The sequence below is a fragment of the Pseudomonas sp. FSL W7-0098 genome (assembly GCF_005930585.1).
GTDB classification, from domain to species: domain Bacteria; phylum Pseudomonadota; class Gammaproteobacteria; order Pseudomonadales; family Pseudomonadaceae; genus Aquipseudomonas; species Aquipseudomonas bubulae.
In genome coordinates this window covers 286187-311318 of sequence record NZ_RXHW01000003.1, presented here as the reverse complement: position 1 = coordinate 311318, position 25132 = coordinate 286187, and the positions used below count along the sequence as shown (strand labels likewise).

Sequence of the window (25132 nt, the reverse complement as noted above, 5' to 3'; positions counted from 1 at the left end):
AAAATGTTCAAGGTCTCGGTGGAGTCGCTGACTCGAGCGATGACTCTGAACAGGTCAGAACATAGCAAGATACAAATTTTTACGGAATAAGCAGTTGAGAAACACTTACTAAACATTGCTCACATTTAAATTTTAACACCACTAAAAAACACAGACATCATTTCAACATCAAATCCAACAACCAATTTCAAAGCGTATGACATCAGAATGAGAAACATCAAAAACCCTAAAAATGACGACCAAACAAAAACATAGCCACACAAACAATTGAATACATTTTTATATCAAGCCAGATTAGAAAAAGCACTTACATTCCGGCCTAAAATGATACTGTCGCTCTAAACCGAGCACAGCGCACGGCACAATTAGCCATTACAGCACAAGGTCGAACCAAATGATAAAACACCACTTCCTATTCACTTATTCGATTTCCCCGATTGAGGGCACTGATAATGCAGCCAAAGCAGCTGACAAAGTAAGAAAAGGCATCGCCAACATACAGAGCCCTGACTGGAGTAAGCTCTCCACTGTCGAAACCACTTTTTCCGGTCGGTTGGCACTGACAGCGGAAACAGTCTGTGAAAAAAGAGAGGAAGCAAGGGACATTATCGATCGTGAGCTGAGAGGTGTCATTGATGCCTATAAAGCGCGTTGCGAGATACGGGCCGATATTACATTACTCGTCGACGGACTCGGTCCTCGTATGGATATTATTATATAGTCACGCCCCTACCCTTTTGCCTGAACCTTACCTGACAGTCACCACCCAACATCCAGTGACTGTCAGATCAAGCCTGAGTTGCTACACATACAGGTTCATACCTAAAAACACTGCTCGTGAAACCAATCAAAGAGACAGACCAGTAGATTGATGACCCAATCTACTCAGTTTGAATCGCCACATAAACAATAATCATGCTCACTTCTGAGTTTCAAGTAGCTGATCAAAATCTGACATCTGAATATCAGAAGCTGCACTCAACATATCCTGAGCCAACTCTCGACGTTTACTGAGCAATTGATCCAACGTGGCCTCAAAGGTGGTCATTCCACTGTCCAGCACGGTCGGGTAATACACATGCACGTCCTTGGTTTGTCCGATTCGATACGCACGATCTGTCGCTTGATCCTCCTTTGCCGGGTTCCAGCACCGCGTAAAGTGGATAACATGGTTCGCCGCCTGAACGTTGACACCAAAGCCAACCGCAATGGTCGACAAAATGATCACACCAAAGCCAGGTTGCGCCTGAAACTGATCAATCAACTTCTGGCGACTTATGGCACTCTCGCTGCTCGTACTGGTATCGCCATTAATCACCGTGGCACGCAAGCCGAAACGCTCTTGAATGGCATGTTGCAGTTCCCGCTGTATGTCACGAAGTTCGGTAAAGACGATGACCTTGTCCCCCTGACCCGCGGCCTTGATACTTTCCAGCGTGCGCATCAGCCACTGCATTTTTGGTGAGTGCTCACGTAAACGGGCATCCGGCTGCACGCTATAGGGGTGGGCGCAAATCAATTTCAGCTTATGCAGCAAACCCAACATGCCTGAACTTTTCTGATCCAGTTGCTCTTCGATTTGCTGCTTACGACTATAGGCCGACACTTCGGATAGATACAGGTCACGCTGAAGACCATGCATGGTCAGCGAGCGACACCCGCGATCTTCAATTTTTGCCGGCAAGTCCTTGGCGACGTCTTGCTTGGTCCGGCGTAGCGTCTGCGGTTCTATGAGTTTTCGCAGTCGCTCAAGAGCAACCGTATCGCGCTCGAGAGCAGCTTCAATCGGACGCTGATACTCACGACCGAACTGGTTCAATCCACCCAAAAAGCCGGGCTGAATAAAGTCGAACAAACACCAGAGATCGATCAGCGAGTTTTCAACCGGCGTGCCGGTGCACGCAACACGAAAACGTGCAGGGATCGCCTTGATCGCTTGGGTCACCAGGGCGGCAGGGTTCTTGAGTTTTTGCGCCTCATCACACACCACAATGGACCATTGCTGACGCGCCAGTGAGAACTCTTGGTCACGCAGGGTTTCGTAAGTGGTCAGCACAATTCGGGCACCACCAAGCCAACCCGGGCGTAGAAGGTTTTTAATGCCCTTGGCTTTGATATCAGCGGGTATTTCGTCCTTTTTAAACTTCACCGCGCTCAACGCAGCGCCATACAGTTTGAGCACTGGCAATGCGTCAGCATAAAAGAACTGGCCAAGCTCGCGCTCCCAGTTATCCAGCAATGACACTGGCGCAACGATCAATACTGGTTTGTCCTGTGGATAGGCCTCGAGATACCAAACCAGAAAAGTCAGCAATTGAATGGTCTTGCCCAGGCCCATGTCATCTGCCAACAAACAGCCCGATACATCGGTGGGTGACAACTTGAACAAGTGCTGAAGCCAGGCCACCCCTTGCAACTGATGATCCCTTAGCACCACGTGGGGCTGAAGCAATGTGGGCAATTGCGGCACAGCATCAAGCCCTGCAAGCAATGCTTCTTGGCGTAACTGAACGTAGTTGGGCTCATCGATATTCTGACCGATTTGCAGAACCGCACGCCCGATCTTTTCCACGTCTGGTTTAGGCGTTGGAACCGGGGCGATTTTTTGCGACCAGGCGTCAAGCAGTTGCTGTGCCGCCGGTAATGCAAGTTCAATTGTTGACTCGGGCAATAACACGGTCTGCTCGCCGTTGGCACGAGCGTCCTCCAAGCGTTGCGCGAAGTCGTCAAACTGGGCCCTGTCAGAGGGGTCCCAACGACCGAATGCTTCAGCCCCCTGTGCCAAGTCGGCAATGTCTTTAGGCAACCAGTTCTCTGTGGCCTCTTTGACCAGAAAAGGGGAGCTAATGCGCTCGGCTTCACCAATACCCGTCACTCGATCGCCGTACTGCGATAAATCCAGCACCGAATCGAACTCAGCGCCCATGGCTTCACTTTGCCAGCGTTTGAGCAGCTCTTTGATGCCTGCTAACTGGCGCAAATCGAAGTCACTCAGTTCCAGCTCATAGCCCTGCCAGAATCCGGCTGGCATCCCCGCCGCGAGCTTCAATTCGAGCTCACTGACGAAAGGAGCAAACTCAAACGCCGCATGAAACGCCAATTCGATCGAAGCCTGTGGTGTAGGGGCGATCGGCTCAAGGGTCAACGTGATCTGTTTGATGCGTTGGCTTGGTTCATCGACTTGAGTGTGCAGGCTGAAGCGGTGGAAAAAGATGCCTGCTGCTACTAAGCCCTCTTCGTAGACGGTGGCGTCGAGAACCTGGCTCGCGCTTTCCCCCAAGGCACTGTAAGGATTGCGCACAAAGGACAGGGCATCATCCCCGGCTACGCGGCGGCCCGGCAACGTATGCACATAATCCAGTACGGATTTAACCTCAGGCTCAATCAGCACATGGGTCAGCGAACCATCATCGTCGGTAACCCGATAGCGATCCTGTACCTGCTGCTGGCCATCGAAACTGGAAAGCCAATTGGCAGGTTGCCCCTCAAAAGAAGGCACGAGCTCGATGACCGGGGTATCGCCCACCATGGATTTACGCGGGGTTAGTCGCAAACTCTCAGGCTTGACCACCACCGTTTTATCCAGAAAACCGTCCATCCCTGCACCGGCTTTTAAAGCCAGGCTACGAATACTCGACCAGCCAATCTGGTTGGTCAGTTCGCCGGGAGCTTCCTGCTGCGCCAGGTAAAGATGGCGCACCGCACCCAGTAGCCGCCATGAGGCCTGAGACAGCATTTCAATCTGAGTGCCATATTCAATCATTGCACCAGTGCGCCGCACAGCGACCATGGCACCCGAGGCTTGATCACGCCAACCACTGATTGAAACCTTAAAATCAGGTGAGGCCAGGCTACCTTGACTCACCAGTTGAGGAGTCAACGTTGTGAGCGGAGGCAGTCCCAATAACCCCAGACTGCTGCGGTGCTCGGGATCTTCAATCAAGCGATAAAGCTCATCCCAGGACAGCAACCAGCGATCACTCAGTTGGCAAGCAAACTCTTCTTCCTGCAACTGATCAAGGTACAGCGCCAATGGCCATGAATCGGCCTGATCAGCCAGACTCAATGAGTAACACAGGCCCTGCTCTTCGACCGAGTAAAGCACTAAAGGCAACTCAGCCGCATTGCCAGTCTGACGTTTTTTACCTGGTAGAAAACGCTTGAACATCAATGTCTCCAGAACCGCAAAGGCTGATCGTTAACCTGCTTGAAACCTAACCGGTGCAAAGCTGCCATCGCGGTTGGATCTGGGCGCTCCAGTTGCACGTACAACGCGCCGCCTTTGGCGCGCGTGTCATGCAGAGTATGGGGAATGCCTACCAAAGCGGTTCCAACCTTACCCTCAATAGACACTGACTGCGGTGTGGCATGCATCGGTAGAGGGACAGGCTGCGTAGAAATATGACCATTGAGGGTGATACCCAAAGCGCGTAACTCGTCGTCAAACTTACTGAGCCAGCCTTCTACTTTGTTGGGGTAATAAGGCACTGGCGTATGTAATAAACGCTTGGGTTTACGCCCTCGCTGCTTAAGGTCGTCATTCAAATCCAACATAAATTTATCCGGATTGAATGGGCACGTATCCACCGGGTACACAAAGCAGGCATTACCCGTCCCGGAAAACTCGACAAACAGGTAATTCCCAATCTGCATAACCACTGCGTTGTTATGCATCGGCGCACCCTCAAGACGACTCAAACGCCCTTTGTTCTTCTCACGAAAATGAACAAAGTCTTGGCTGCGATCAATCCAGGCAGCACTTCCCATAACAATGCGCGTGTAACTCATTTGATTGGTAAAACGTAACCAGTAGAACAAGCGCGCTTGGTCGACTTCAGCATCGCCTTTCAACAAGTTGAAAAAGTGCTCCAAATCTTCCTTGGCAAACCAAGCCACCACCATGGCGCACACATCGGGCTTCACATGCTGAAGCCAACGATTCTCTCTGGAACGCATTTGCGGGCTGCCCCAGTTATCCAGAGCGGCTTGCTTCAATATGGATGATGGTTTTTCACGGAACGACGCAAGGTAATAGCGCGATAAACAAGCACTTAAAATATCGTGTACGTATTTAGGGTGCTGGGTCCCAAGGGCAATAAAACCGGCTATGCGGTACTCAAACTCCACATCATCCAGATTAAAAATCCGCGACAGCAGCACATTGAAAATTCGCCGCCACAGCCAACTGCTGTCAGGGATTTGCGCGATGGTCTGCAACACCGACAAATCGTCAATTTCGCCGTTGAACATCTGCTCGCCCAGGCCTTCACCTGCCGTGTCAGTGAATAGCTCTTCGTACTGCTGAACAATACGAATCCATTCCTTTTCACGTACCTGCCGGCCTTTTACGCTTTCCAAACCATCTTTAATATCTTGCCTGAGCGTGCACCAACTGAAATTGGCATCCGGCATCTCGGACTCATAGCCAAAGTAGCTGAAACACAGCGCCAGCCAGTCGCGCCGGCTCAGTGAACGCTGGCGAATACGCTCCTGAACCTGATGGTGAACACGTTCATACAACTGACTTTCTTCAAGAATGGGCGCCACACGCTCACTTTTATCGGCCAGACCTGAAAACACCATCCGCCACTCAGAAGGATTGAGCTTTTGTTCGTTTCTGAACTTGTTGATGGCTTCTCGTCGTTTCAGGTGTGGCGGCGGCAATGCTTGCTCGGCGCGTTCATAGCGCTGATACAACTCATGACTCGCCGCTTGTAAGTGGCTGAAACGCAGCAGAGGCTCTGGGGCCATACCCATGCGTTTGCCGGTGAGTTGGAACTCGATGGCCGCTGCCAGCTTTGCCAGTGATCCGCTCATCGCGACATCGCCAACTGACACCTTTCAGCTTCAATGTTAGTGAATACCGGTATTTCTGGTACCAACGCCCCCTCCTTCTCCTTCAAGCCATAGAACTGCATTCTCAATTCGACCCGGCGGCTTTCTTCATTGGTGCCCTTGGCATTGTTGAACGACACCCCCCCGGCCAGAAACATCGAGCGAATCTGCTGTTGGCGTTCGGCGGACAGACCAATTTGCAGCGGGCTACGGCTATCGAGCAGGCTGCACATCACCCACTCGGAGCGCTGCAAGGACAAATGCAAGTTGTACAGGTAAGAACCGACCGTGTCGGTAAAACCTTCAATCACCACTTGTTTGAACCACTTACGCCCTTCTTCACTGTCTGCCGCATCGAGGATCAAAGGCACCACTTCTTGCAGGGCGTTTTGACCCTGTGCATTCAGCGAATAGAGGTTATGCCCAAAACGCCCCGCTTCACCGAAGCTGATACGATTGTCTTTGCAGTCCACCAAGATAGTCGTGTTTGAATTTTTGGCAGTGAGCTGAAGACGCTCGCACAACCGCCCAATATCCTGGGTGCGTTGCTTCTCACCTTGCTCAGCCTGCTTGATGCGTTGGGTCACCGAGCTCAAGGACGCGACCATCACCACCAAAAACAAGATCATCATCGCCGTCATCAGGTCAGCAAAGGATATCCAGAACGGCTTTTCGCCTTCATCTTTCTGACGCGTCGCCGAAGGCATCTGTTTACCAAACATGGGTAGCCTCCGTTACGACCTGATTTTTTCCATGACATCACTGAAATCTTCGATGCTTTCCTTCACCCCATCGACCCCTGCAGCAATACTTTTGACGGCTTTATCCAGTTCAAGGTCCAGGTTGCCCAGTGTCCGGCGCAGGACATCGTCCATGCCATCGCCAAACTCTTTAAACCCATTGCCCAGTACACCGCTGATGTTGTCGAGGTACTCGTATACTTCACGGTTCATCGCTTGCAAACGCTCGCTCTGCGCTTTGAGGTCTTGCAAATACTGGGTACGGCCGCTGGCTTCACCGTGAGCACTGGCTACTACCCCTTCAATCACGGCCAAGGTTGTGGCCAGTGCTTCGCGGTTATTGCGATAGTCCGACACCACGGCCGTAAGCTCGCGGGTTGCCTGGCCCAACTCAGCCCCTGCCACCTGAACAGCCCCCATCAAGCTGGCTGACGAGTCGCTGGCCTTGGTTACACTGTGGCCTGCAGTTTCAAATCGCTCAGCTGCGGCACGCATTTTATCGGCGCCCACCTGCATGCTCTGTAAATGCTGCTCGGTTTGCGCACTCAGTGCCTTGATCGTGTCTTGCGCCGCCTGCTGCTGCACCCCCACCGTTTGTAGCAGGGCTTTGACTTGCTCATCCAGGCCACCGACCAAATCCCGCGTGCCTTGATGCAAGTCGGCTTGCGCCGCGCGCGTAGATTGGTCCATCTGCTGCTGACCACGCTCAAGTTGCGAGAACACCGCCGAAAGTTGTTCGCCGAGGACATCCACCGAGCCTGCGATTTTTGACATGGTCGCTTCTTGGCCATGACCAATATTCTGCTGGATAGACTCGACAAACGCCTGAAGGTGTTCAGCCATGGCTTGTTGGCGGGCTTCACTGTCAGCAAACAGTTTTTCCATCTGCTGCGCCATACGCTGACCCGCGCCTTCACCTTCATTGCCGATACGCGCCACGGACTCCTGCAAATGCGCCAACATCTCGCTCATGCCCGCCTGCATGGCGTTCTGGGCCAAATGCATGTCCGTCAGCAACTGCGCAATCATCGTCGAGCTGGTCTGATTGGACGAATCACTGGCCGAACGCATATCTTGGATAAGCGTCGAGAAGCCCTGTTGCATGGACTGCATGGCGGCCACCGATTGCCCCATCAAGTCGTGCAGGCCATTAAACTGCTGGCCAAAGGTGCTTTCCAGCTTGTTCATAAAAGCGACCAACACATCTTTTAGAATGCCTTCTACTTGCCCGGTTTGGGCACCGCTGGCTGCTTGAACGGCCCCGGCGATGGTTTCGAGGGGCTGCTTGAGGCTGTTCTCAATGGCACCGCTGACTTGGTCAGCCAATAACTGACCTGAATCGCGATAAGTCGTGGACAAGGTGTCAGCCAGTTTCAGGCTTTCACGCACTTGAGTATCAACGAGGTTTTGCAGCATTTCTCGCAAGTCCGTGACCAGGCTGTCTTTGAGTTGACGCGTCTGAATCGAACTCTCGGCGCTGGAGCGTACGAGTTCAGCCAAATATTCTTCACCCACGCCGCTATCGAACAGGCTGTCTAGAGTCTCGGTCAGGCCTTCAAGCAATGTGTAGCAACGGCCTAAGCGCCACTTCTCGACCAAAGTGACCAGAATTGAAACTCCAATAGAAAATACAGAACCGACAAACGCAAAAAATACATCTTTTAGCAGCTTATCCAGACTGGCATTAACCAACTCAGGGGTACTGGGATCAAAACTTTGCAGCCCTAACATAAGCCCGAAAAAAGTCCCGACAATACCGATCCCCGTCAGGATGCCGGGAAGGTGTTTATAAAATTCCGTACGCAACGGCGTATCGACAACACTCTGAGCTGAGAAAAAATGAGCCGCGGCGGCCGTCGCACGCGAGCGAACCAAGACCTGCTCACCCTCGCGAAACTCATACTGGTCGTGCAGCGTTTCCGAGTATTCATCCCAGGAATGCTCAAGCGAACTGCCCGCAAAAATTCGTTGAAGTTCAGAGCGGCGCTGCGCAGGTGCGAATGCTTTGGCCTTTTTAAGGGCAACCTTTAGCTCTGCGAGACTTTTAGCCAGCCTCAGGGAGGGCCGTAAGTAGCGGAAGACGAATACCACAAGTAAAAACAGCACAACACTGACCACCAACACCGGGGCTGTCAGCTGTTCCGCACTCGCGTCCTTCAACAGACTTAAAAATGATGAGCCTTCCATTCCAACACCTTTGAACATTTGATTTAAAAGCCTTTTCTCAAGGCAGCAATTTACCGAGAAAAGGTTTTATTTTTCTCTGGCCAAGACACAGCATTTGTTAGTTAGGAACGTCTTAAAGGAGCTCCAGATAGAGCGAAAACAGGCAGGATCATGTCTTTATGCCAGCACGATAGCCTTACCTGCGATCAGGGTAAAGCCATAAGTTACTTGAACCGAGCCTGACCTAACCGAATACGACTAAAGTCATACCTTGATCACTACGGGCCCGAAAAATGAACCTCATAGAATGATGGCTAAGCGCCTTTACCTTGTGCCGACTGCTGGATATGCTCAATACAAACCGCTACGTTACAAAGACGGCAGCTCTCGGGCAACGAAACCCAATCGCGCATGCATCCGTCGTCTCTTGTATACAGCCAGGTTTCCAGGTTCACGTTCGAAATAGGGCCTCTGCTGCGCAGTCTGACCAGCAGCGATAAAGATGGCTTGGTAATGATGTGCCTTTGTGGAGCGCCCTTAGGGATAGCCTCACCTCTGAATCTCTTCGATCTAGGAGCTAGTTATGCTTGGTACAACAGATGATGGGCAAAAAGTAGTACTTAATCAGGACGGAACCTGGCATTACCAGCACGCAAGCCTGGCAAAGGCTGATAACCGACCCAGCTTCCGAAAAACCTTCTGGGGGATGCACGCAGCAGAGGTTAAGCAGTCTGAGGCAAACGTTGAATGGCTCGAGGGAGACGGGTTCCTGGCTTTTGAGTCAACACTTGCCGGCAATAGCTGTTTGGTAAGCACGACTTTGTGCCGGTAGATACGCTGGTGAGCGTCACCAACAATAAACAGGTCGTTTTCGGCTTCCTTTACTGCAGTACGAATAAGCTCAAAGCCTGCGTTGCTAATGTCTTGAGCTTCGTCCACCACCATGGAGCGAATACCCAGTGCGGGCTGCTCCTTTACCAACAATTGAGAGGCCTCACGAAAGGCCTCTTCAGGCTCGCGCAAGTTGGCAGCTTGCAGTTGGGCCCGGTATTCGGCAAACACCGGCCAGATAGACTTACGCATCGCACGACCAAGCTGACCGCCGCGGCCTACTCGACTGGCACGCATATAGTCCTCAGCAGTTTCGCAGGCTTGAGGAAGCACAACCCGCTCATATTCAGCACGCATAAACGGTAAGCTGAGATCAACCGACGCAGGCATCGCCGACATGGCTGCTTGCCAGAAGCGGCGACGGTCACCTTCGTTGTACAACAGGTTATTTGCGTAACCAAAACGACGCAGAAGACTGGAAGCCCACTGATCTAGGTTTACCACCTGAATTTTCTCCAACTCCTGCGGTGTGCACAGCAAGGCCAAATGTTGGCGGATGTCCTCAGCAAGTGTTTTGGTGAACGTGGTAAACAACACCGGACGACCAGGTAAGTCCGAATATTGTCTGGCAAGCCTTGCAGCACGATGCATAGTGCACTTTGCAGGGCACGGCTGTCGGGCGCCCGACCATCGTTGGCCTGGGCTTTTGCGGTGCTGGTGAGCCCGGTGCGCTGCAGTGTTTCCGCCAAGCTGAGCACGCCCAGTACCTGCCCAGCAGCATCGAGCTGTACACCGAGCCACTCGGCTAGCACGGCTTGACCGCGGCGGTTGGGCACCTGGGCGAGCACCAGCACGATGGCTTCGCCTGCGGTCAGCCCCTGTGCAATGCGCAGCAGCGGAGCACGCTGGCGACGAAACAGAGCCATAAGTTTGTAGTCAAGCCACTGGGCAATGGGGTTGAGCGCCCAGAGGTAGTGCAGCTGCGGCCAGGCATTGGTGTCGCGCGCCTGTTTTATGGCCTCTTCAACCACAGCCTTATCGGCGCTCAAGGCAAAGGTGTTATCGGTTGGCCACATTTCGCTGGCTAGATCACGCTTGAGCATCTGGGCAAGGTCGCGACTGGGCTGGAAGCTTAGCGTGCGACTGGCATCATCCGATTTAATTTCAGCATGTTCGCGCGGAGACTGTTTCGCTAGCCAGCGCAAGGCATCGCGAAGATAAATGTAGCTGTCGCTAAACAGACTGGTGAGTTCAGCAGTGGGCGCCATGAGCGCTGCTGTGCTGGCGGGCACAACGCTATCGTTGCTGGGTACGTTCGCGCCCCATAAGGCCTCGAAAGGGTCGATATCATCCCCAGCCAGTAGCGCGGAGAACTCATCGGCAGTACGGTTGCCTTCAATGGCCTTGGCAACTTCGATGGTTTCCAACTCCTCGTCATACAGCCCCATAAAGGCTGATGGATCGCCGATATTCTTTGCCGCCTGCTCGTCCTTATCGATCAGAATTTCCAGGTAACGCAAGTCACCGCGAATTCTCTCGTGGCGAGGTTCGGTCAGCAGGTAGCCGATTTTCGGGGCATGCAGTTGACCATAGCGATCCACACGACCATTGCGCTGCTGGAATACCATCAGCGACCAGGAAATATCGAAGTGGATCAGCCGATGAGCTTGGTAGTGCAGATTAAGACCTTCGGAGGCCACATCCGAGGCAATCAGCAGGCGCAGGGGCGAATGGGTTTTGCCGAAATCTTCGACCGTCTGCTGGATGTCCTGGTCAGGCAATTGGCCGTGCAGGATGGCTACGGCGTTATCTTTTAAACCCAGGGCCTTGGGCAGCTCTAGCTGGAGGAATTTCAGGGTTTCCACCCGCTCGGTGAAGATCACCAGGCGGTCACTTGGATCTTTGCCATCCCAAAGCCAGTGCTGACCTTGTTTGAGCTGGCTGATGAGGTGCTGCAATTTGCTGAACTTGTCTACCGTAATGGCTTGTACCAATCCTTGCAGGCCACACAAACCATCAAGATCAGGATGATGTGCGTCTTTTGCTTCCAGCTTGCGGATGCGCTCTTTCAGTGTTTCCAAACAGGCTGCTGGAGAAGAAAAGAGCGCCTTTTCCAACACGGTGCGGAACAACATGGCACCGTTGCGGGCACCGCTGCCGTCGCTATTAAGTTTGAGTTCGGCTAGAGCATCGAAGGCGAGGTTTTCAGCCGGGCTTGCTACACAGGCCAGACGGAACACTTCGCGCTCGGGAAACTCCTGCTTCATCTGCTCGCGCACGTCTTTCTTGAAACGGCGAACAAAGAGGTGATCGACATCCTCGCGGGTGTAGTCGGCCCCTGCTGGCAGCACTGTAGGGTCCAGCATCCGCACGAGGCTTGCGAAGCTGTCTTTTTTGCCGTTGTGCGGCGTGGCGGTGAGCAAGATCAGTGCATCGGAGCGTTGCGAGAGTAACTCAGCCAAGCGATTACTTTGGGTGCGATTGCCCTTGTAGGAAACGTTGTGAGCTTCGTCGATGATGATCAGATCCCACCAGGCGCTTTCCAGGTAGTGGCGGTACTCGCTGTCGCGCTTTAAGGTATCGACCGAGATGATGGTGCGGTCGTAGTAGTTAAAGGGATTGTGATTGGCTGGAATATCGCGACGAATGCGCTGAATACCGGCTGAGTCCAGGCGGGTGAGCGGGATGGTAAAGCGGTTCCAGAACTCCTGCTGAAACTGGCGCATCATACTTTTGGTAGTAACTACCAAAATGCGACGAGCTTTACCTCTGCGCATCAACTCGGCGGTAAGGATGCCGGCCTCAAGGGTTTTACCAAGGCCTACTGTATCCGCAATGAGCAAACGCGGGCGCAGCTGCTGTAAGACTTGATGTGCAGGCTGCAACTGAAACGGCAACGCATCCATAACCCCATGCTGACCAATCACTACCGACTCGCTTTGCAGCGCAGACTGACGCAGGCGCGCCTCGATAAACAGCCGCGAAGCAATAAATGTGGGCGATTCGTCTTACACCAGCTCGGTCTTTGCTGGATCAATCAGGGTGACGTCTTCGAGCTGAGTGAGGAAAAGAGCATGACGATTGCGCACGGTTTCCGACACACCAATACACGAAAGCTGCCAGCCGCCATGATTGCATTGGTCGGCATTCTGGATAATCCACTCTTCATCGCGGATCAGTGCGCGGGCACCTGGGGCTGGGGCTTGGGTAAGTTGCATGGTGCAGTCCTTGTCAAGGAGTAAAGTGCGCGGCAAGCGTGGCGGCTGGCACTTTACCAGCTTTTGGCTAACCATGGTCCAACAGCGCCGACTAAGCCCGGTGGTTTTCAAACTGGGCTAAGCCATTGAAAAGAATACCAAGGCCGGAATGACTCAGCACTCGACAATCAACTTCGGCTTATCTGTCTTTACTTAGTCCAACTTAGCGGTCCACCATGATGGTGGTTTAATTTTTTGCCCTTCATGGAAACGGGATTAGACACCTCAAAATGGCGCGCTGAAGGCAGAGAAAACCGCCAAAGCAGTAACAACCCGAAGTGATAGTTCCGCTCCGTCATATGCAACTGGGGCGAGCAGTACTCAGGTCATTTTTTCAATATGATTGCTTCCCCAAAAGACATCACATTGCACATCTTCGACACCGTCTCGCCCCCTATTCGCTCGTCTTTAGACCCCTTCCCTAGCTTCCAGGATTGAAGATGCCTTGGGTGCCGGGAGCAGTCCACATTATGGGGAATTAGTTAATGCTTCCTATTCTTCAATGAGACGCAGGCAGCACCAAAAGTTGATATTTATATCAATATTGCCCAGCAATCTGTACCAATTGTTAGCATGTTTTAAACAAGTCTCATGCAAACTATTAACTCGACCTAGCAGTTTCAAAAACCGGTTTACAGAGTGATAGCCCAATGACATCATCCGCCAATTCTTCAGCCTCATGCAAGGACCTTGAGTGAGCACTCAGTTCAAATTTATGACCCTTCCCCATCGCTCGGGAACCGTGGCCAATGTATTTATCCATGGCTACTCAGCCGGCCACGATATGGAAGATCGCTGTGCGTTGCGCAAGGCCATCCCCTCCTCCTTGCACAACTGCATCAACATCTTCGCCTTCTGGCCATCGGGGCATTGGAGCCAGTTCGACACTTTCATCAGCAAAGGCATTTGGGCTACCGCGCGAGTCAGCCCCTTTGTTGGCGCTGGAGCTGTCGCCGTCGACCGTGCTATCCATTTCAACAGAAGCCGCAACCGCGCCAGCGACATGGGCAAAACGCTATTCAAGCAGCTCGACAGCTATCTGCTTGAACATCATCCCTACGTTGAAACTGTCAATCTGGTAGGGCACTCGCTGGGGGGACGTGTAGTCATCAGTGCATTGCGCGAACGGCACAACAATCCGCCTGATGACGGACTGGTAGTCGGTGATGTTCTGTTGATGGCCGCTGCGTCTAAGCTGTCGGGGGATGAAGCATCTGCATTCGGCAAGCTTATCAAAGGCAAGCTGTGCAATGCTTTTTCGAGCTCCGACAAAATCCTGCTTTTTAACCTGGGCGAAACCAGTGCAGGCCGTAACCCGGTAGATAACTGCAAGAATGTCGAGATGACCGATTTTGGGCACACGGACTATTGGGCGAGCCTGGAAAAAGTGTTGCGTAATTGCGGTTTTCAAGGCTATCAAAGCGGCCTTCCCGCATCATCACTGGCGCAAACAATGGTCAAAAAACCCGACCCCGTTGTACATGACCACCTGCTCTATGACCTGCTGGAGCTTACCAGCGAACGCATCCGCGGCCAGGTCGTCAAACATCTGCGGACCAGCAGCTGGGCGAACCTTGAAACCGATCAGTCGTTGTACCTGATGGCCAAAGAGCTTCAACTGCTCGGAGGGCATTGCATGGTCAACCTGGCACGCGGTCGCGGGCTTAAATACGTGCAAATTCTCCTGATGCTCGCCGAGCACTATGAGCTGGTAAACGAGATGCACGACTGTGCACAGGTTATCGAACTGGAGGCAATACTGATCAGCCAGTTCTTCCAGTCTTCATTCGGGGATAACCACACGCTTGCCTCGAGAAAAGATATCCTTCAGCAAGTACGCGCCATGTCTGAGAAAGACTATTTTGAGCAAGTTGACGCTCTGGCAGCCAGCCTGACCGTGACGTCCTACTTTTCGACGCCTGAAGCACCAGCACCTCTGTATAGGAAAACCCAATCATCGCAGCCCAATCTCAGTAAAGCAGTGGCTTTGGCATCCTTATCAAGATGGTCATCGCTCAGCACGCTGATACCGACTGAACAACTTCAAACAGCGTTTACCAATCTTAAAAGTGCGGTCAAGCCGGGTTACTCGGCGCTGATACCGGCTGTTGCCATTGTGTTCTATGCGCGCCTGAAACTGAATAACGAAGGGTTGCTCTGACACTCACGCAACCAGGTCTGGCCAGCATCACTGGCCAGACACATACGATCAGATCACCCGAAACTCGCCTTCGATCACCACTGGCGCACCAAACGCCTGATTCAAGTGGGTTTCAAGCTGCCCCAGTTGCGCCTGCCGGTTGCTCAAGGCATCCAGACTTTTCTCCTGTTCGATCAGGATTTTCTCAAACATCTTGATCTGCGGTGCAAAAATTTCCATCACCTTGTCGTGATCCATCAGCAGCCTCATTGGCTCGGCAAAATGGCTTTTAACGACTTCGGCAAGGTCACTCTGCAGCTTCTTAAGCTCCGCCTCAGCACGTTGCTGCTGCACAACGGTGATGATGTCAGTCAATACCTGAATAGCCGCACCAATCGGTCCAGACCAGCGGCTGATGTTAGAGGCCAGCTTAGTGGCTTCCCAAGGCTTGAATTTATAGACGTAACCCGTAAGGTTTTTCAGGGTCTCTCGAGCCAGGAACACACCATTTTTGATGTTCTCGACGGGAATTTTCGATACCGCGCTCAACGCTCTGCTCGAAGCCGACAAGGCCGATGCCGTAATACTGTCAGCAAACGCTAACGAGGCATCTAGCTGATGTTCAATACTGGCGCTAATACCACTCATAATCGATGAAGACTGGTTGAACGCCATGCTAAACAGATGATCAATGCGAAAACGCAATTTTTCGCCTATGTCGCTCTTCGTGAAGCCGATTTCTGCCTCCAGAAAGGCGTGAACTTGATCACGGAGTAACGTACGTATGCTGTTAAGCAGATCTTTCTCAAGATTGCTGAGTGCCTGGTAAAGGTCGCCTACGGTAGCAAGGACTTTGCGCTTGCCCTCATTAATATCTTCCTGGATGCGGGTTGCTTCGAGGCGCTGGTTATCGGCCAGTAGTTTGAGCCTGATCAACTCATCCTTGGCCATGCCAATCTTCTTGCCCAACACGTCACGCACCACATCAACACCTGTCTTCTTGATCAGGGTTTCACGACCACTGCTATCCAGTACCTGCTGGGTAACCTGCTTGAGCTCGCTGATGCGAGAACGCTGGTCATACAAATCTTTTTGCTCAAACCAAAATTCCAGCCCACGGCTGTTGGGGTTGGAAGCTACGCAGACCACATTGACTGCATCACGCTCGGCCGGCGTCAGGCCAACAAAGCGCTGCAACTTATCCAGCAGGTTGTTCTTCTTGATAGCGCTCTGCTGCTGAAATTCTTCGGCATCGCGCAGGTCAGCCACTTCATCCATTTTGTTAATGACGAAGATGGTCGAACTCAACTTGTTCAGGTCGCGCAACACCCAGCGCGCGATGTCCTGATGGCTTTCCTTGAGCGGGTTGGTCGCGTCGACCACGTAGAAAATCAAATGCGCTTCGGAGATGTAATTTTTGGTGATATCGCCGTACTGAACCAAACTGCCATTTTCTGCAGCTTTCTCCTTGTCACCGAAAAGGCCGGGGGTATCGACAATTTCGCAGCGGTCTTGCAGGTTATCGGGCCGGTAGATTTCTAAAGCGTCCGAGGACTCGTTGGCGTCGATCTTCATGTTCTTCATGACCTGCCCCAACCAACCAGCAACCACGCTGGTTTTTCCGTCGGAGAAAGCGCCCACTAAAGCAATGCGCAGGGTATCGGCCTGGACATCACCTATTGCCTGTTTGATCTTATCGAGGTCCTGGGACACATCGAGTCCCAGTTCTGCGAGCGCACCAACAAGGTTCTGGAGGTCACCAAGCGACTTGACGACTTCGGACTTGCTGGCATTGAACTGCTTAAATTGTTCCATAGGGTGCGGCTTCCACTTGATTTTTCAACGCCTGGATAGAGGCAATTTTCTTATCGAACACAACACCAACATCGGCCATCTTTTGGCGCTCATCACTCAACTGACGCAGTGTTGAGCCCTCGATCTGCGCCCTGATTGTTGCCAACAGAACCTGAGTCTCTTGCTCAAACGGCGTCTCACTGGCAGCACGCTCTTTTTTGATTGCCTCAGTCACATTGGCTTGCGCCTCGGCGATTTTTTTATTGCGCCCACCCAGGAGATAGCTAATGCCTGCCGCAAATAGCCCAACAATGCCGCCGACCACTGCCCCAATAATATTGCCTGCGCCAGGAATAAACGAACCGAGCGCGAAACCACTCATGGCATAACCACCGACGCTCATGAGCAAGCCGCCGAAATCCGAAAAGTTGAAACTGATGGCATCCATGGCACTGGAAAGCGAAAGCGAATGGTTGGCAGCGACACTCAAGCGTTGTTGGAATTGGACCCGCTCGGCATTTTCCTGCAGGCGCTTGATTGCCCGCTCTATACTGCTCGACAGTTGTTCAAACAGTTGCTCCTGGCTCTTTGCAAGGCTATTAGCAAGTCGTTCTTGTCCGACCCTGACGTGTTCTTGAATGACCCGTTCCACTTCGTCTTTGTCCTTGAAGTGCGCTTCGACAGCCTCCCGAGCAGCACTAGTCAGGTCATTGAAAAAGATACCCAAAGCATTACTGCGTTGTTTACTAAAGCTGTTTTTCAGCTCTTCAAAGCTGAGCCTAATGGCTTTTTCACACTCAACGATTTCTGCACCAACCTGATTACTAATAGTCTGGTGCTCGTCCCGCTGCTGCTTCAAGTCACTCACGGTGTCCTGCAGGAGGCGCAAGACTTTGCGCTTGTTACTTTCAACAATATCGACTTCGAAGTTGGCACAACCATCACCAATCACCTGCTGCAGCTCATTTAACTGGCTGAAGCTGCGCATGGCTTGCTGGCTGACGAAGTCCTGCTTGTAAGCGCGTTGTGACTTCAACAAGTCTGTTCTATCGGGATGGATACTGGTCAGGCCCCGCTCGTCGAACGCCACCCCCGTCAACCCCAGCAACCCTTGCAGGCTCTGGCAACCACTGACCAAGGCCGAACCGAGAATATCTTCGAGCACTTCACGAGTCTGCGCACGAATGGCGCCTGCATCTTTGTGGGTTTGCTCGAGCGACTCACGGTCCATATCAAACTCATAGGAGTCCGCTTTACCACGCAGGTTGCAAATGGCGTAGACCTTGGCATCACGGTTGAGGTAATGCTTGATTCTCCGGGCAGTCTCGGCCTCCGGCTTCTTGTTGGTACCATTTACGTAAAATACCAAGTGAGCCTTGGCGATGGCCTCCTGGACCATGGCCTCATACTTGGATTCGTTACCCTCAATTCCGGGTACGTCGATCAAGTGAAAGTTTTTGCCCTGATGGCTGAACTCGTAGATCACATTATCCTGGGTGAAATCCGCCTGACCGGTACCGACGATTTCGCCATCAACCTGGCCTGCACAGCGCTGCAAGCGCTCCAGTTCTTTTTGCTGCTTAAGCAGAGTTGGCAGTCTGTCACTGACCAACTCACTCAGGGAGTGTTGTTCGCGCATGGGGATGTCCGAGGTCGACCAAAGAGAAATAAGTACTCAGCGTTAAAGCCACGGTATTACACCAACTGTGTGTAGCCCAGAACGCCCGCGACAATACCGATCGTCGCCCCCACTAACAGCCCTAGCAGCATTTTTACTTTTGCACGCTGCTCCAGCGAAATACGCGCGGCCTCACCCTGGCGTTTACTTTCGACTAATTGAGTTCTGTAGGCTTGCAACTGAGCGCCCTGCTCGGTGAACTGTTGCTGACTCTGTTGCAAGTCGCCTCGTACACTAAATAGCTGCTGCCCTACTTCCTGAAGCTCACCTTGCAACTGCCCGATAAGCTTTTGGCTTTCACTCAGCAACGCCTCATTATTCTGTAGCGACTGCCGAGCGTAATGCAGTTCGCTAACGGTATGATTCAACCGCTGCTTGCAGTGGCTAAATTCCTGCTCAGTGCTTTCCAACTGCAGTCGAGTGCTTTGCAGGTCACGCTGAGTCTGGTTGACCAAAGCTCCAATATCATCGCCTAACGCAGCGATGTCTTCGCAAAAGCTGACATAACGTGTACTCAGTTCATCAATCAGGGCGTCGCTTTTCTCCGAAAACACAGCCTGAATATCGCTGACAGTCGCCTGGTTTCTCTGGATCAGTGCCTGACGCTTTTTTTCTTCAAACAGAATGCGCAAGCTCTCGATGATCGTGCTTTTCCCGGCATTGGTTTCGCCGAAAAATGCGATGGTGAAATTGTCCCATTCAGCATGCTTTTCGAGATAGGCAATCTCACCGTCAAAGCGAGCTTTCATTTGACCCAATTTATCTTTGACGTTAGCCAGGTGGGCATATCCCTTGTCATTGCTCACATCCAGCCTGGAAACATCATCCAGTGCCATGGCTATATCACTCGCCACCCGGGTGTACAGCTTGGAGAAATCCTGAGCCTTACTCATATCGTTCCTTAATGGTTCCCAACTGCACTGAATATCAAGGAGGGCTAAGTTGCATTTTGCCACTACGGCTGTCAAGTTTATGGACGGTGGGTATCTGGATCTCCGTCATGCCTTGACTCAGAATCGCCGTCGCGCCAAAAGCTCAGCGAATGCACCTTTCAACCACCCAGCAGCTCGCATCCCCAACTCCTTGCTCCCGCATCTGGGACACCGGTCAAACCACTCACCCGGCTTCAATGAATCACTTCCCGGTGCCACTGTTTTCGCCCAACCGCATGCAGCACATTTATAGGTCAGGGGTCTGGGTTTCATTGGCATACCTGCTCTCCTAGGTTATTGCCCAGTCGGAAACAAACGTTGAGGGCATCGGGACCGCTCGACCAGCCCTCCCCTGTTCTCCGGTCAGGCAGCTTTGGGGCCGTACAATTTGTTCATACGCCCACTGCCGGGATCAATTGCTGCAAGATCGCCAGTTTTTTCTCCAACTCCTCCGTGCGCTCTTTCTCAACTCGCAACGCAGCACGCAGTTCTCGCTTTTCCATTTCCAGAATCTTTACCCAGCGCGCATCCTTTTTGAACATCAGCGCCATGCGCCAAAGCTCACGTAACTTCAAACTCTGCTGCACAAGCATCAGTAGGATCGCCACCAACATCACCAGTGCCACATTAAAAAAATCTTCCGACATGTCCATATCCACTTCCATCGCGACTTTGATTTATTTCGAAAACACAATCACGATATGTAATGATTAACGACAGGTCTAGATTGTAGACTTATACAGGTAAAGTATCCGCGCACATGGAGGAGTCATGAAACGCAAACAGTCTATCGCGCAGGTCCGCTGGGATCTGGCACTTCGCTATCGTTTGATTGAGACCGTTGCCTGGTGGGAAGGCCGGCTGACCACGGGACACCTGATCCAGAGCTTTGGCATCAGTCGCCAGCAGGCGTCGAAAGACATCAACACCTACATCACCGAGCATGCGCCCCGAAACTTGACATATGACAAGCAGATCAAGGGCTACGTACCTAGCAAACACTTCAAGCCAAAGTTCATCGACGACAGTGCCAACGCTTATTTACACCTGCTTTACCAGAACAACGAACGCGCGCCGCACATTGATGGACTTGCCCTAGCGTACACACACACCAAGGTGTTGGAGGTGCCGGATCGACCAATTCGCCCCGAAATCCTGCGCCCACTGCTGAAAGCCTGTCGCGACGGTCTACGCCTTGAAACCGAGTACGTATCGCTCAATACACCTAATGTTGAAATTCGCCTCATTGCCCCGCACACACTGATCTATACCGGCATGCGCTGGCATGTGCGAGCGTATTGCGAGAAGAACGGCCAGTACCGTGACTTTGTACTTAGCCGATTGCGAGGAGAGCCTGGGTTACTCGATGCGTCAGAAAACACCCAAGACCGGGATGAAGACTGGAATATTGAAATACCCGTTATCATCGCGCCCGATGGGCGTTTGAGCACAGCGCAAAAAGCGATCATTGAAAGCGACTTCGGTATGGCGGATGGCCAACTCGTAGTGCCCTGTCGCAGGGCACTGGTGAAGTATGTTTTACAACGCTATCAGATCGATCATAGAAACCTGGACCCCAACCCGGAGGCTCAGCAAATCATAGTCGCCAACCTCAAGGAATTGAGGCAATGGCTCTATGAGTGATTAGTCCGCAAGTCAGCTGGATTACCTGGACGCGGTACAGGTAATCAGCCTCATCTTTCTGGCCCTGGCCAAAGACTCAGGCGGCCTTACTTGCGCAACAGTTCATGCCGAAAACGTGCTTCCAAGGATGGAATTTCCAACAGCACATCGTCGTCTTCCAAAACATCATAAGATCTGACTTCCAGGATCTCGTCCTCATACGCCAGATCCTCATGGTCCTCATCCGCAATTTCTTCATACAGTGCCGAGGTATAACCCTTGATCCACAGTTTGCGCTTGTCCGCGCTGAAGACATAACCGGAGGTAGATTCTGAACCTGGCAGACGGTCAGGCATTGCGCTGCCTTTACGACCCAATGCGGTGATCGCAATTACCAAGTGTGCCAGCGCATCTATATCCGGGCAGACCGTCTCATGGAAGGCAGGCCAGAAGGATTTGTCCTCATCGGAGGCTCGCCAGCCCTTACAATCATTGACTTCGGATAAGTCTTCATAGGGGTGAGAATGGAAGGTGCCGATTAACTCCAACTGCGGCCAGTACTCGGCAAAGAAATCTCTCTTCATCTTGATGGATTCAAGGTCGGGTCTGACCCATGCAGTATGACGCAACGCCGAGGTCTCCAGCGGTCATGGTCAGATTGCGGATAGTGCTGGCCACCACTAGCGGGTTTCGAATTGATGATCCAAGCGACCTCACTACGTCGACGGCGTAACTCCTGCCTTCCAGCTCCATGACGCGGTTGATAGGGCCGGTGATAACGAGTTCGGGTACCTGCGGGGAGCTCGCTGCAGGGAAGATCAGAGTCGCTGCGGGTATTTCTCGGGCACGATCAAGCGCCCGCTGTGCGATTGAGTTCATTGGGTTGCCTCGGGATTAATCGTTGCGGGTGAGGGTGCTTGTCCCGGGTAGAGTTTGCTCGAGCAATCAACATCAGCACGTCAATGCATTCGTCGATCACACGCTTGCTGAGCGGCAGCTTTAAATCCCGAGGGATGTTCCGGGTGAGGTTTGTTGCGAGGCTTAGCAGGTCCATCGACACTTTGTAGATCTGCAAGTCCGTGTGCATTGCCATTAGCGGGAACTCCAAACAGCAACCGGCCGCACGCGGCCGGATTAAATAAGCGAATTAATCAATGATCAACTCTCTGCGGACGGGGCGGACACGGAGCTCGCTGAGCTTGTCGATGCCGTTCTGATGGCCATCACCGAAGTACATGAAGAATGCGCTGTAGGCTGAGCGCTGCGTGCTCGACCAGTACCAGGAGCCGCTGAAGGCTTCTGCGCCATCGTCTTGGAAGGCTGGAAGCGTTGTCTGCGCCGGTAGCTCAGCGGTGTACAGCAGGCCGATGGGCAAGCTGTTCGGGTTATCGCCATCCCGCCCCCAGCAGTAGTTCTCTTCGCTGGTTGGCTTGAGGTGGCGGTACTGCAGCTCCTGCACGTCACGGGCTGGAATGGCCCAGTCGGTGTGCCCGTCGATTTCCAGCGCCAAGACTTTCTGTGCCAGCTCGCTACCAGCAGCGGCCATTGATTCGGTATTGCTGCGGCTGTCTGTGAAGCTGCCGGCGCCCTCGATGATCACGCCGCGAGCGCCCCAGGCACCTTTCAGCTCGTGAGCTGCGCCCGCGGTGATGTTGAGATAACGCTGGCCGTTCTCAACGGTGACGCCCGTGACGAAACCGCCGCCGTAGGCTTTGCCAATGGCTGAAATTGGCGTTACAGGCAATGCTTTAACTATTGCGGACATGGTGCTTCCTCTTTTTTAGGCAACAAAAAAGGCGCTGATGCGCCCGGTGGCCGGTTAAGAACGAATGATTGAAGGATTAAATAAACAATCTGCGGACGGGGCGGACACGGAGCTCGTAGTCCTTGACGCCGCTGTCCTGACCGCCATCAACGAAGTACATGGAGAATGCGCCGTAGGCTGAGCGCTGCGAGCTCGACCAGTACCAGGCGTCTTTGGCGAACAGCTCCGGCACGTTCAGCCAGCAGTGGTACAACTCAGCAGCAGCTGGCAGGTAGAAGTCGTGGTGGCCAAGGGCGTCGCCGATAGCACGGCCAGTGCCAAAGTGTTCAAGTGCTTGGTCGTAGGTCATGGTTTTTCTCCGGTGTCCTCACTGAGTTTAGAGTTCTTAACAATACAAGGCAAGTTATCTAAACAGTGAATTGTTTAGAATCCTAAATATGGAATTCAAAGATCGTGTATCCGCGCGCATGAAGGCTCTGAACCTCAGCGCGACAGACATCAGCAGGCTCACTGGCGTATCAAAGGCGACGGTAAGCTTTTGGGTGAACGGAACCAATGGAGCCAAGGGCAGAAACTTGCTCTCCCTGGCCAAGGCATTGGAGTGTTCCCCTAACTGGCTATCGGATGGCAGTGGAGCACCGGAGATCTCTTCTTCTGATAATTCGGAACAAGGGGGCTCAACTGCCGACTTGGTTGCGCAGCTACTAGCATCAAAGGCCGGGAAAAATCTTTCCGATAAGGCAAGAGAAACCATGCTTGCAGCGGCTGCAGAGGCTGACCACCCGGCGGGGTCTAACCAGTCCTACATCCCCACGAGTCACGCAAGCCTTCAGCCAAAACAGGACGAGATACTGATCCCTCAGTACGACATTCGCGCAGCTATGGGTGATGGACAACTGCCACCGGAGTACAACGAGGCCGTTCGCAACTTGGTTGTGCGAGAGGAGCTGCTACGCGAAAAAGGCGTGACCTACACTTCGGCCGCATCTCTGGCAATGATCACAGGCTGGGGTCAGAGCATGGAAGGAACAATCAACGACAAAGACTTGGTCATTGTAGATAAGGGCATCAAGGACTTCGTCGGCGAGGGTATTTATGTGATGACCTGGCACCAGGATTTGTACATCAAGCGAGTGATGCGCCTCGATGAAGAGCACTACCGGCTGATCTCGGACAATCAATATTACGAGAACCAGACGGCGCGGATTGACGACGTTACAATTCACGCGAAGGTACTGCTCATCTGGAATGCGCGAAAAGCATGAGCCTGCTCAAAAAGAGCTAGCTACGAAATTTACTGCTTCAGGTATACAAGAAATGGACATCTTGCTTGAACAAAGAATCTCGGATTTCAAATCCGCAAAGCTCCCGAAAAATCTAATAGGCTATATAAATAAGGCCGGGCACAGTCGCAGAGACTTCACTGACTACAGGGAGTGGCGGCTCTACGCTATCCTGTATGAGGTTTTGGTTTCAGCTAGAAAAACTGAGGATTTTTCTGGACTTGCAGTCCAGTTATTTAAGTATCTGGACCGCCATCCCACCTACGCGGGATCTCCCCTTCCCTCCCTGGACCCGCCTCTAAATCGGAAAAACAAGAAGAAGCGTAGAAAAGACAGATCGAGAAGCAAGGGGGCTCCTGATGTGGCGTACCTGCTTAAGAGGGCAAAACCCTCTACCGCTACTCTGGTTGCTGACTGGAAGGCATCGCCGGTAATAGGCCTAGGCTTGGAAAGTATCACCCCTCCCACCCAAAGGCTGCGACGTGAAGACACGAAAATAGATGAGCACACAGCACCTACTCAAAACGTGTTAAGGCCCCACGCGCTCTACACCGCAGGCTGGTCACTAAAGCCAGAAGACCGTTAGTCATAAAGAGCCGACTCATCCACCGCCACGAACTCGTCATGCGACTCTACCCTAGGGTCTTCCTCAGATTGCGCCTCCCACTTCAGCGTGATCGACTCATCCTCATCATTTATCGTCATTTTGATACCGTCGATATCTGAAAGCGTGCCTAACACCTCTTCCCACTCCCTGTCGCCATCAGTGCCCAAGCGATGGATCGTAACCCACCGCCGGTCCTGGGCTATTGGGTGATTGATCATCCCTGAAACTCTAAGGTTTAACCGCTCTATTCCGGACATCGGCTTGCGTTCCTGCGCCTTCAGTTTTTGCTGGCGGGCCATTTAAAACTCCAAAATACTGTATGCATATACAGCTTACCCGAACAATCCTGAAAGCGTAAGCCCTTAATATCTAAGCACCTGGATGATATAGCTGCGCCCTAATTGTTTAGATTTCTAAAATAAACCTTGACGTCATCTGTTTAGTTTTCTAAATTAACTCCATCGCAACGACTTACCAGGAA

General features: G+C 52.5%; 17 protein-coding genes and 3 pseudogenes. 5 read left to right on the top strand and 15 right to left on the bottom strand.

Annotated elements, in window-relative coordinates; genetic code table 11:
- Nucleotides 1-394: 394 nt before the first annotated feature.
- The gene (locus FHL07_RS07135; RefSeq protein WP_138738264.1) at nucleotides 395-721 is read left to right on the top strand and encodes a hypothetical protein; all 327 of its coding nucleotides are present in this window, start codon (nucleotides 395-397) and stop codon (nucleotides 719-721) included.
- Between the two features lie 198 nt (nucleotides 722-919).
- Here the strand turns inward: FHL07_RS07135 and zorD are convergent, their stop codons facing one another.
- The 7 genes and pseudogenes from zorD to FHL07_RS23810 form a co-directional block, all read right to left on the bottom strand.
- Nucleotides 920-4168: a type I Zorya anti-phage system protein ZorD gene (gene zorD / locus FHL07_RS07130; protein WP_138738263.1), complete on the bottom strand. Its 3249-nt coding sequence runs from the start codon at nucleotides 4166-4168 to the stop codon at nucleotides 920-922.
- Nucleotides 4168-5817, bottom strand: coding sequence for a type I Zorya anti-phage system protein ZorC (gene zorC / locus FHL07_RS07125; RefSeq protein WP_138738262.1), 1650 nt, complete (start codon nucleotides 5815-5817; stop codon nucleotides 4168-4170). Before zorC ends, zorD begins: the two co-directional genes overlap by 1 nt.
- Nucleotides 5814-6557, bottom strand: a complete 744-nt coding sequence (gene zorB1 / locus FHL07_RS07120) for a type I Zorya anti-phage system protein ZorB1 (RefSeq protein WP_138738261.1) — start codon at nucleotides 6555-6557, stop codon at nucleotides 5814-5816. Before zorB1 ends, zorC begins: the two co-directional genes overlap by 4 nt.
- A 12-nt stretch (nucleotides 6558-6569) precedes the next feature.
- Nucleotides 6570-8762: a type I Zorya anti-phage system protein ZorA1 gene (gene zorA1, locus FHL07_RS07115; RefSeq protein WP_138738260.1), complete on the bottom strand. Its 2193-nt coding sequence runs from the start codon at nucleotides 8760-8762 to the stop codon at nucleotides 6570-6572.
- A gap of 744 nt (nucleotides 8763-9506) precedes the next feature.
- Nucleotides 9507-10223, bottom strand: a pseudogene (locus tag FHL07_RS07110) (UvrD-helicase domain-containing protein); the annotation flags it as partial.
- A gap of 947 nt (nucleotides 10224-11170) precedes the next feature.
- Nucleotides 11171-12478: pseudogene (locus FHL07_RS23985) on the bottom strand (SNF2-related protein); the annotation flags it as partial.
- Nucleotides 12479-12580: 102 nt separating this feature from the next.
- Nucleotides 12581-12790: a hypothetical protein gene (locus FHL07_RS23810; RefSeq protein WP_238705508.1), complete on the bottom strand. Its 210-nt coding sequence runs from the start codon at nucleotides 12788-12790 to the stop codon at nucleotides 12581-12583.
- 733 nt (nucleotides 12791-13523) lie between these two features.
- Here FHL07_RS23810 and FHL07_RS07100 point away from each other — a divergent pair.
- Nucleotides 13524-14990 (top strand): DUF726 domain-containing protein, encoded by a 1467-nt coding sequence (locus FHL07_RS07100; protein ID WP_138738259.1) that lies wholly within the window; start codon nucleotides 13524-13526, stop codon nucleotides 14988-14990.
- 48 nt (nucleotides 14991-15038) lie between these two features.
- Here FHL07_RS07100 and FHL07_RS07095 read toward each other — a convergent pair whose 3' ends face one another.
- The 4 genes from FHL07_RS07095 to FHL07_RS07075 all read right to left on the bottom strand — a co-directional run bounded on the left by FHL07_RS07095 (nucleotide 15039) and on the right by FHL07_RS07075 (nucleotide 20026).
- On the bottom strand, nucleotides 15039-16784 hold the full coding sequence (locus FHL07_RS07095) for a LeoA/HP0731 family dynamin-like GTPase (protein WP_138738258.1): 1746 nt from the start codon (nucleotides 16782-16784) through the stop codon (nucleotides 15039-15041).
- Nucleotides 16771-18402, bottom strand: coding sequence for a GTPase (locus tag FHL07_RS07090; protein WP_138738257.1), 1632 nt, complete (start codon nucleotides 18400-18402; stop codon nucleotides 16771-16773). Before FHL07_RS07090 ends, FHL07_RS07095 begins: the two co-directional genes overlap by 14 nt.
- A gap of 56 nt (nucleotides 18403-18458) precedes the next feature.
- Nucleotides 18459-19334, bottom strand: a complete 876-nt coding sequence (locus FHL07_RS07085; RefSeq protein WP_138738256.1) for a hypothetical protein — start codon at nucleotides 19332-19334, stop codon at nucleotides 18459-18461.
- 431 nt (nucleotides 19335-19765) lie between these two features.
- Complete coding sequence (locus tag FHL07_RS07075; RefSeq protein ID WP_138738254.1) at nucleotides 19766-20026, bottom strand: hypothetical protein; 261 nt, start codon at nucleotides 20024-20026, stop codon at nucleotides 19766-19768.
- Between the two features lie 118 nt (nucleotides 20027-20144).
- Here FHL07_RS07075 and FHL07_RS07070 point away from each other — a divergent pair, with 118 nt between their 5' ends.
- Nucleotides 20145-21017, top strand: coding sequence for a WYL domain-containing protein (locus FHL07_RS07070; protein WP_138738253.1), 873 nt, complete (start codon nucleotides 20145-20147; stop codon nucleotides 21015-21017).
- 86 nt (nucleotides 21018-21103) lie between these two features.
- Here FHL07_RS07070 and FHL07_RS07065 read toward each other — a convergent pair whose 3' ends face one another.
- The 3 genes and pseudogenes from FHL07_RS07065 to FHL07_RS07045 form a co-directional block, all read right to left on the bottom strand.
- A complete protein-coding gene (locus tag FHL07_RS07065) occupies nucleotides 21104-21625 on the bottom strand; it encodes a hypothetical protein (protein WP_238705507.1) in 522 nt (173 codons plus the stop codon).
- A 518-nt stretch (nucleotides 21626-22143) separates the two neighbouring features.
- Nucleotides 22144-22761 (bottom strand): DUF1566 domain-containing protein, encoded by a 618-nt coding sequence (locus tag FHL07_RS07050; RefSeq protein WP_138738251.1) that lies wholly within the window; start codon nucleotides 22759-22761, stop codon nucleotides 22144-22146.
- Between the two features lie 76 nt (nucleotides 22762-22837).
- Nucleotides 22838-23050 (bottom strand): annotated as a pseudogene (locus tag FHL07_RS07045) (DUF1566 domain-containing protein); the annotation flags it as partial.
- A gap of 148 nt (nucleotides 23051-23198) precedes the next feature.
- Between FHL07_RS07045 and FHL07_RS07040 the strand changes: the two are divergent.
- Both FHL07_RS07040 and FHL07_RS07035 read left to right on the top strand, forming a co-directional pair.
- Nucleotides 23199-24026, top strand: coding sequence for a S24 family peptidase (locus FHL07_RS07040; protein WP_138738250.1), 828 nt, complete (start codon nucleotides 23199-23201; stop codon nucleotides 24024-24026).
- A gap of 52 nt (nucleotides 24027-24078) precedes the next feature.
- Entirely contained in the window at nucleotides 24079-24630 is a 552-nt protein-coding gene (locus FHL07_RS07035; protein WP_138738249.1) for a hypothetical protein, read from the top strand.
- Here the strand turns inward: FHL07_RS07035 and FHL07_RS07030 are convergent.
- A complete protein-coding gene (locus tag FHL07_RS07030) occupies nucleotides 24627-24950 on the bottom strand; it encodes a DUF1654 domain-containing protein (protein ID WP_138738248.1) in 324 nt (107 codons plus the stop codon). The genes FHL07_RS07035 and FHL07_RS07030 overlap by 4 nt on opposite strands.
- Nucleotides 24951-25132 lie beyond the last annotated feature (182 nt).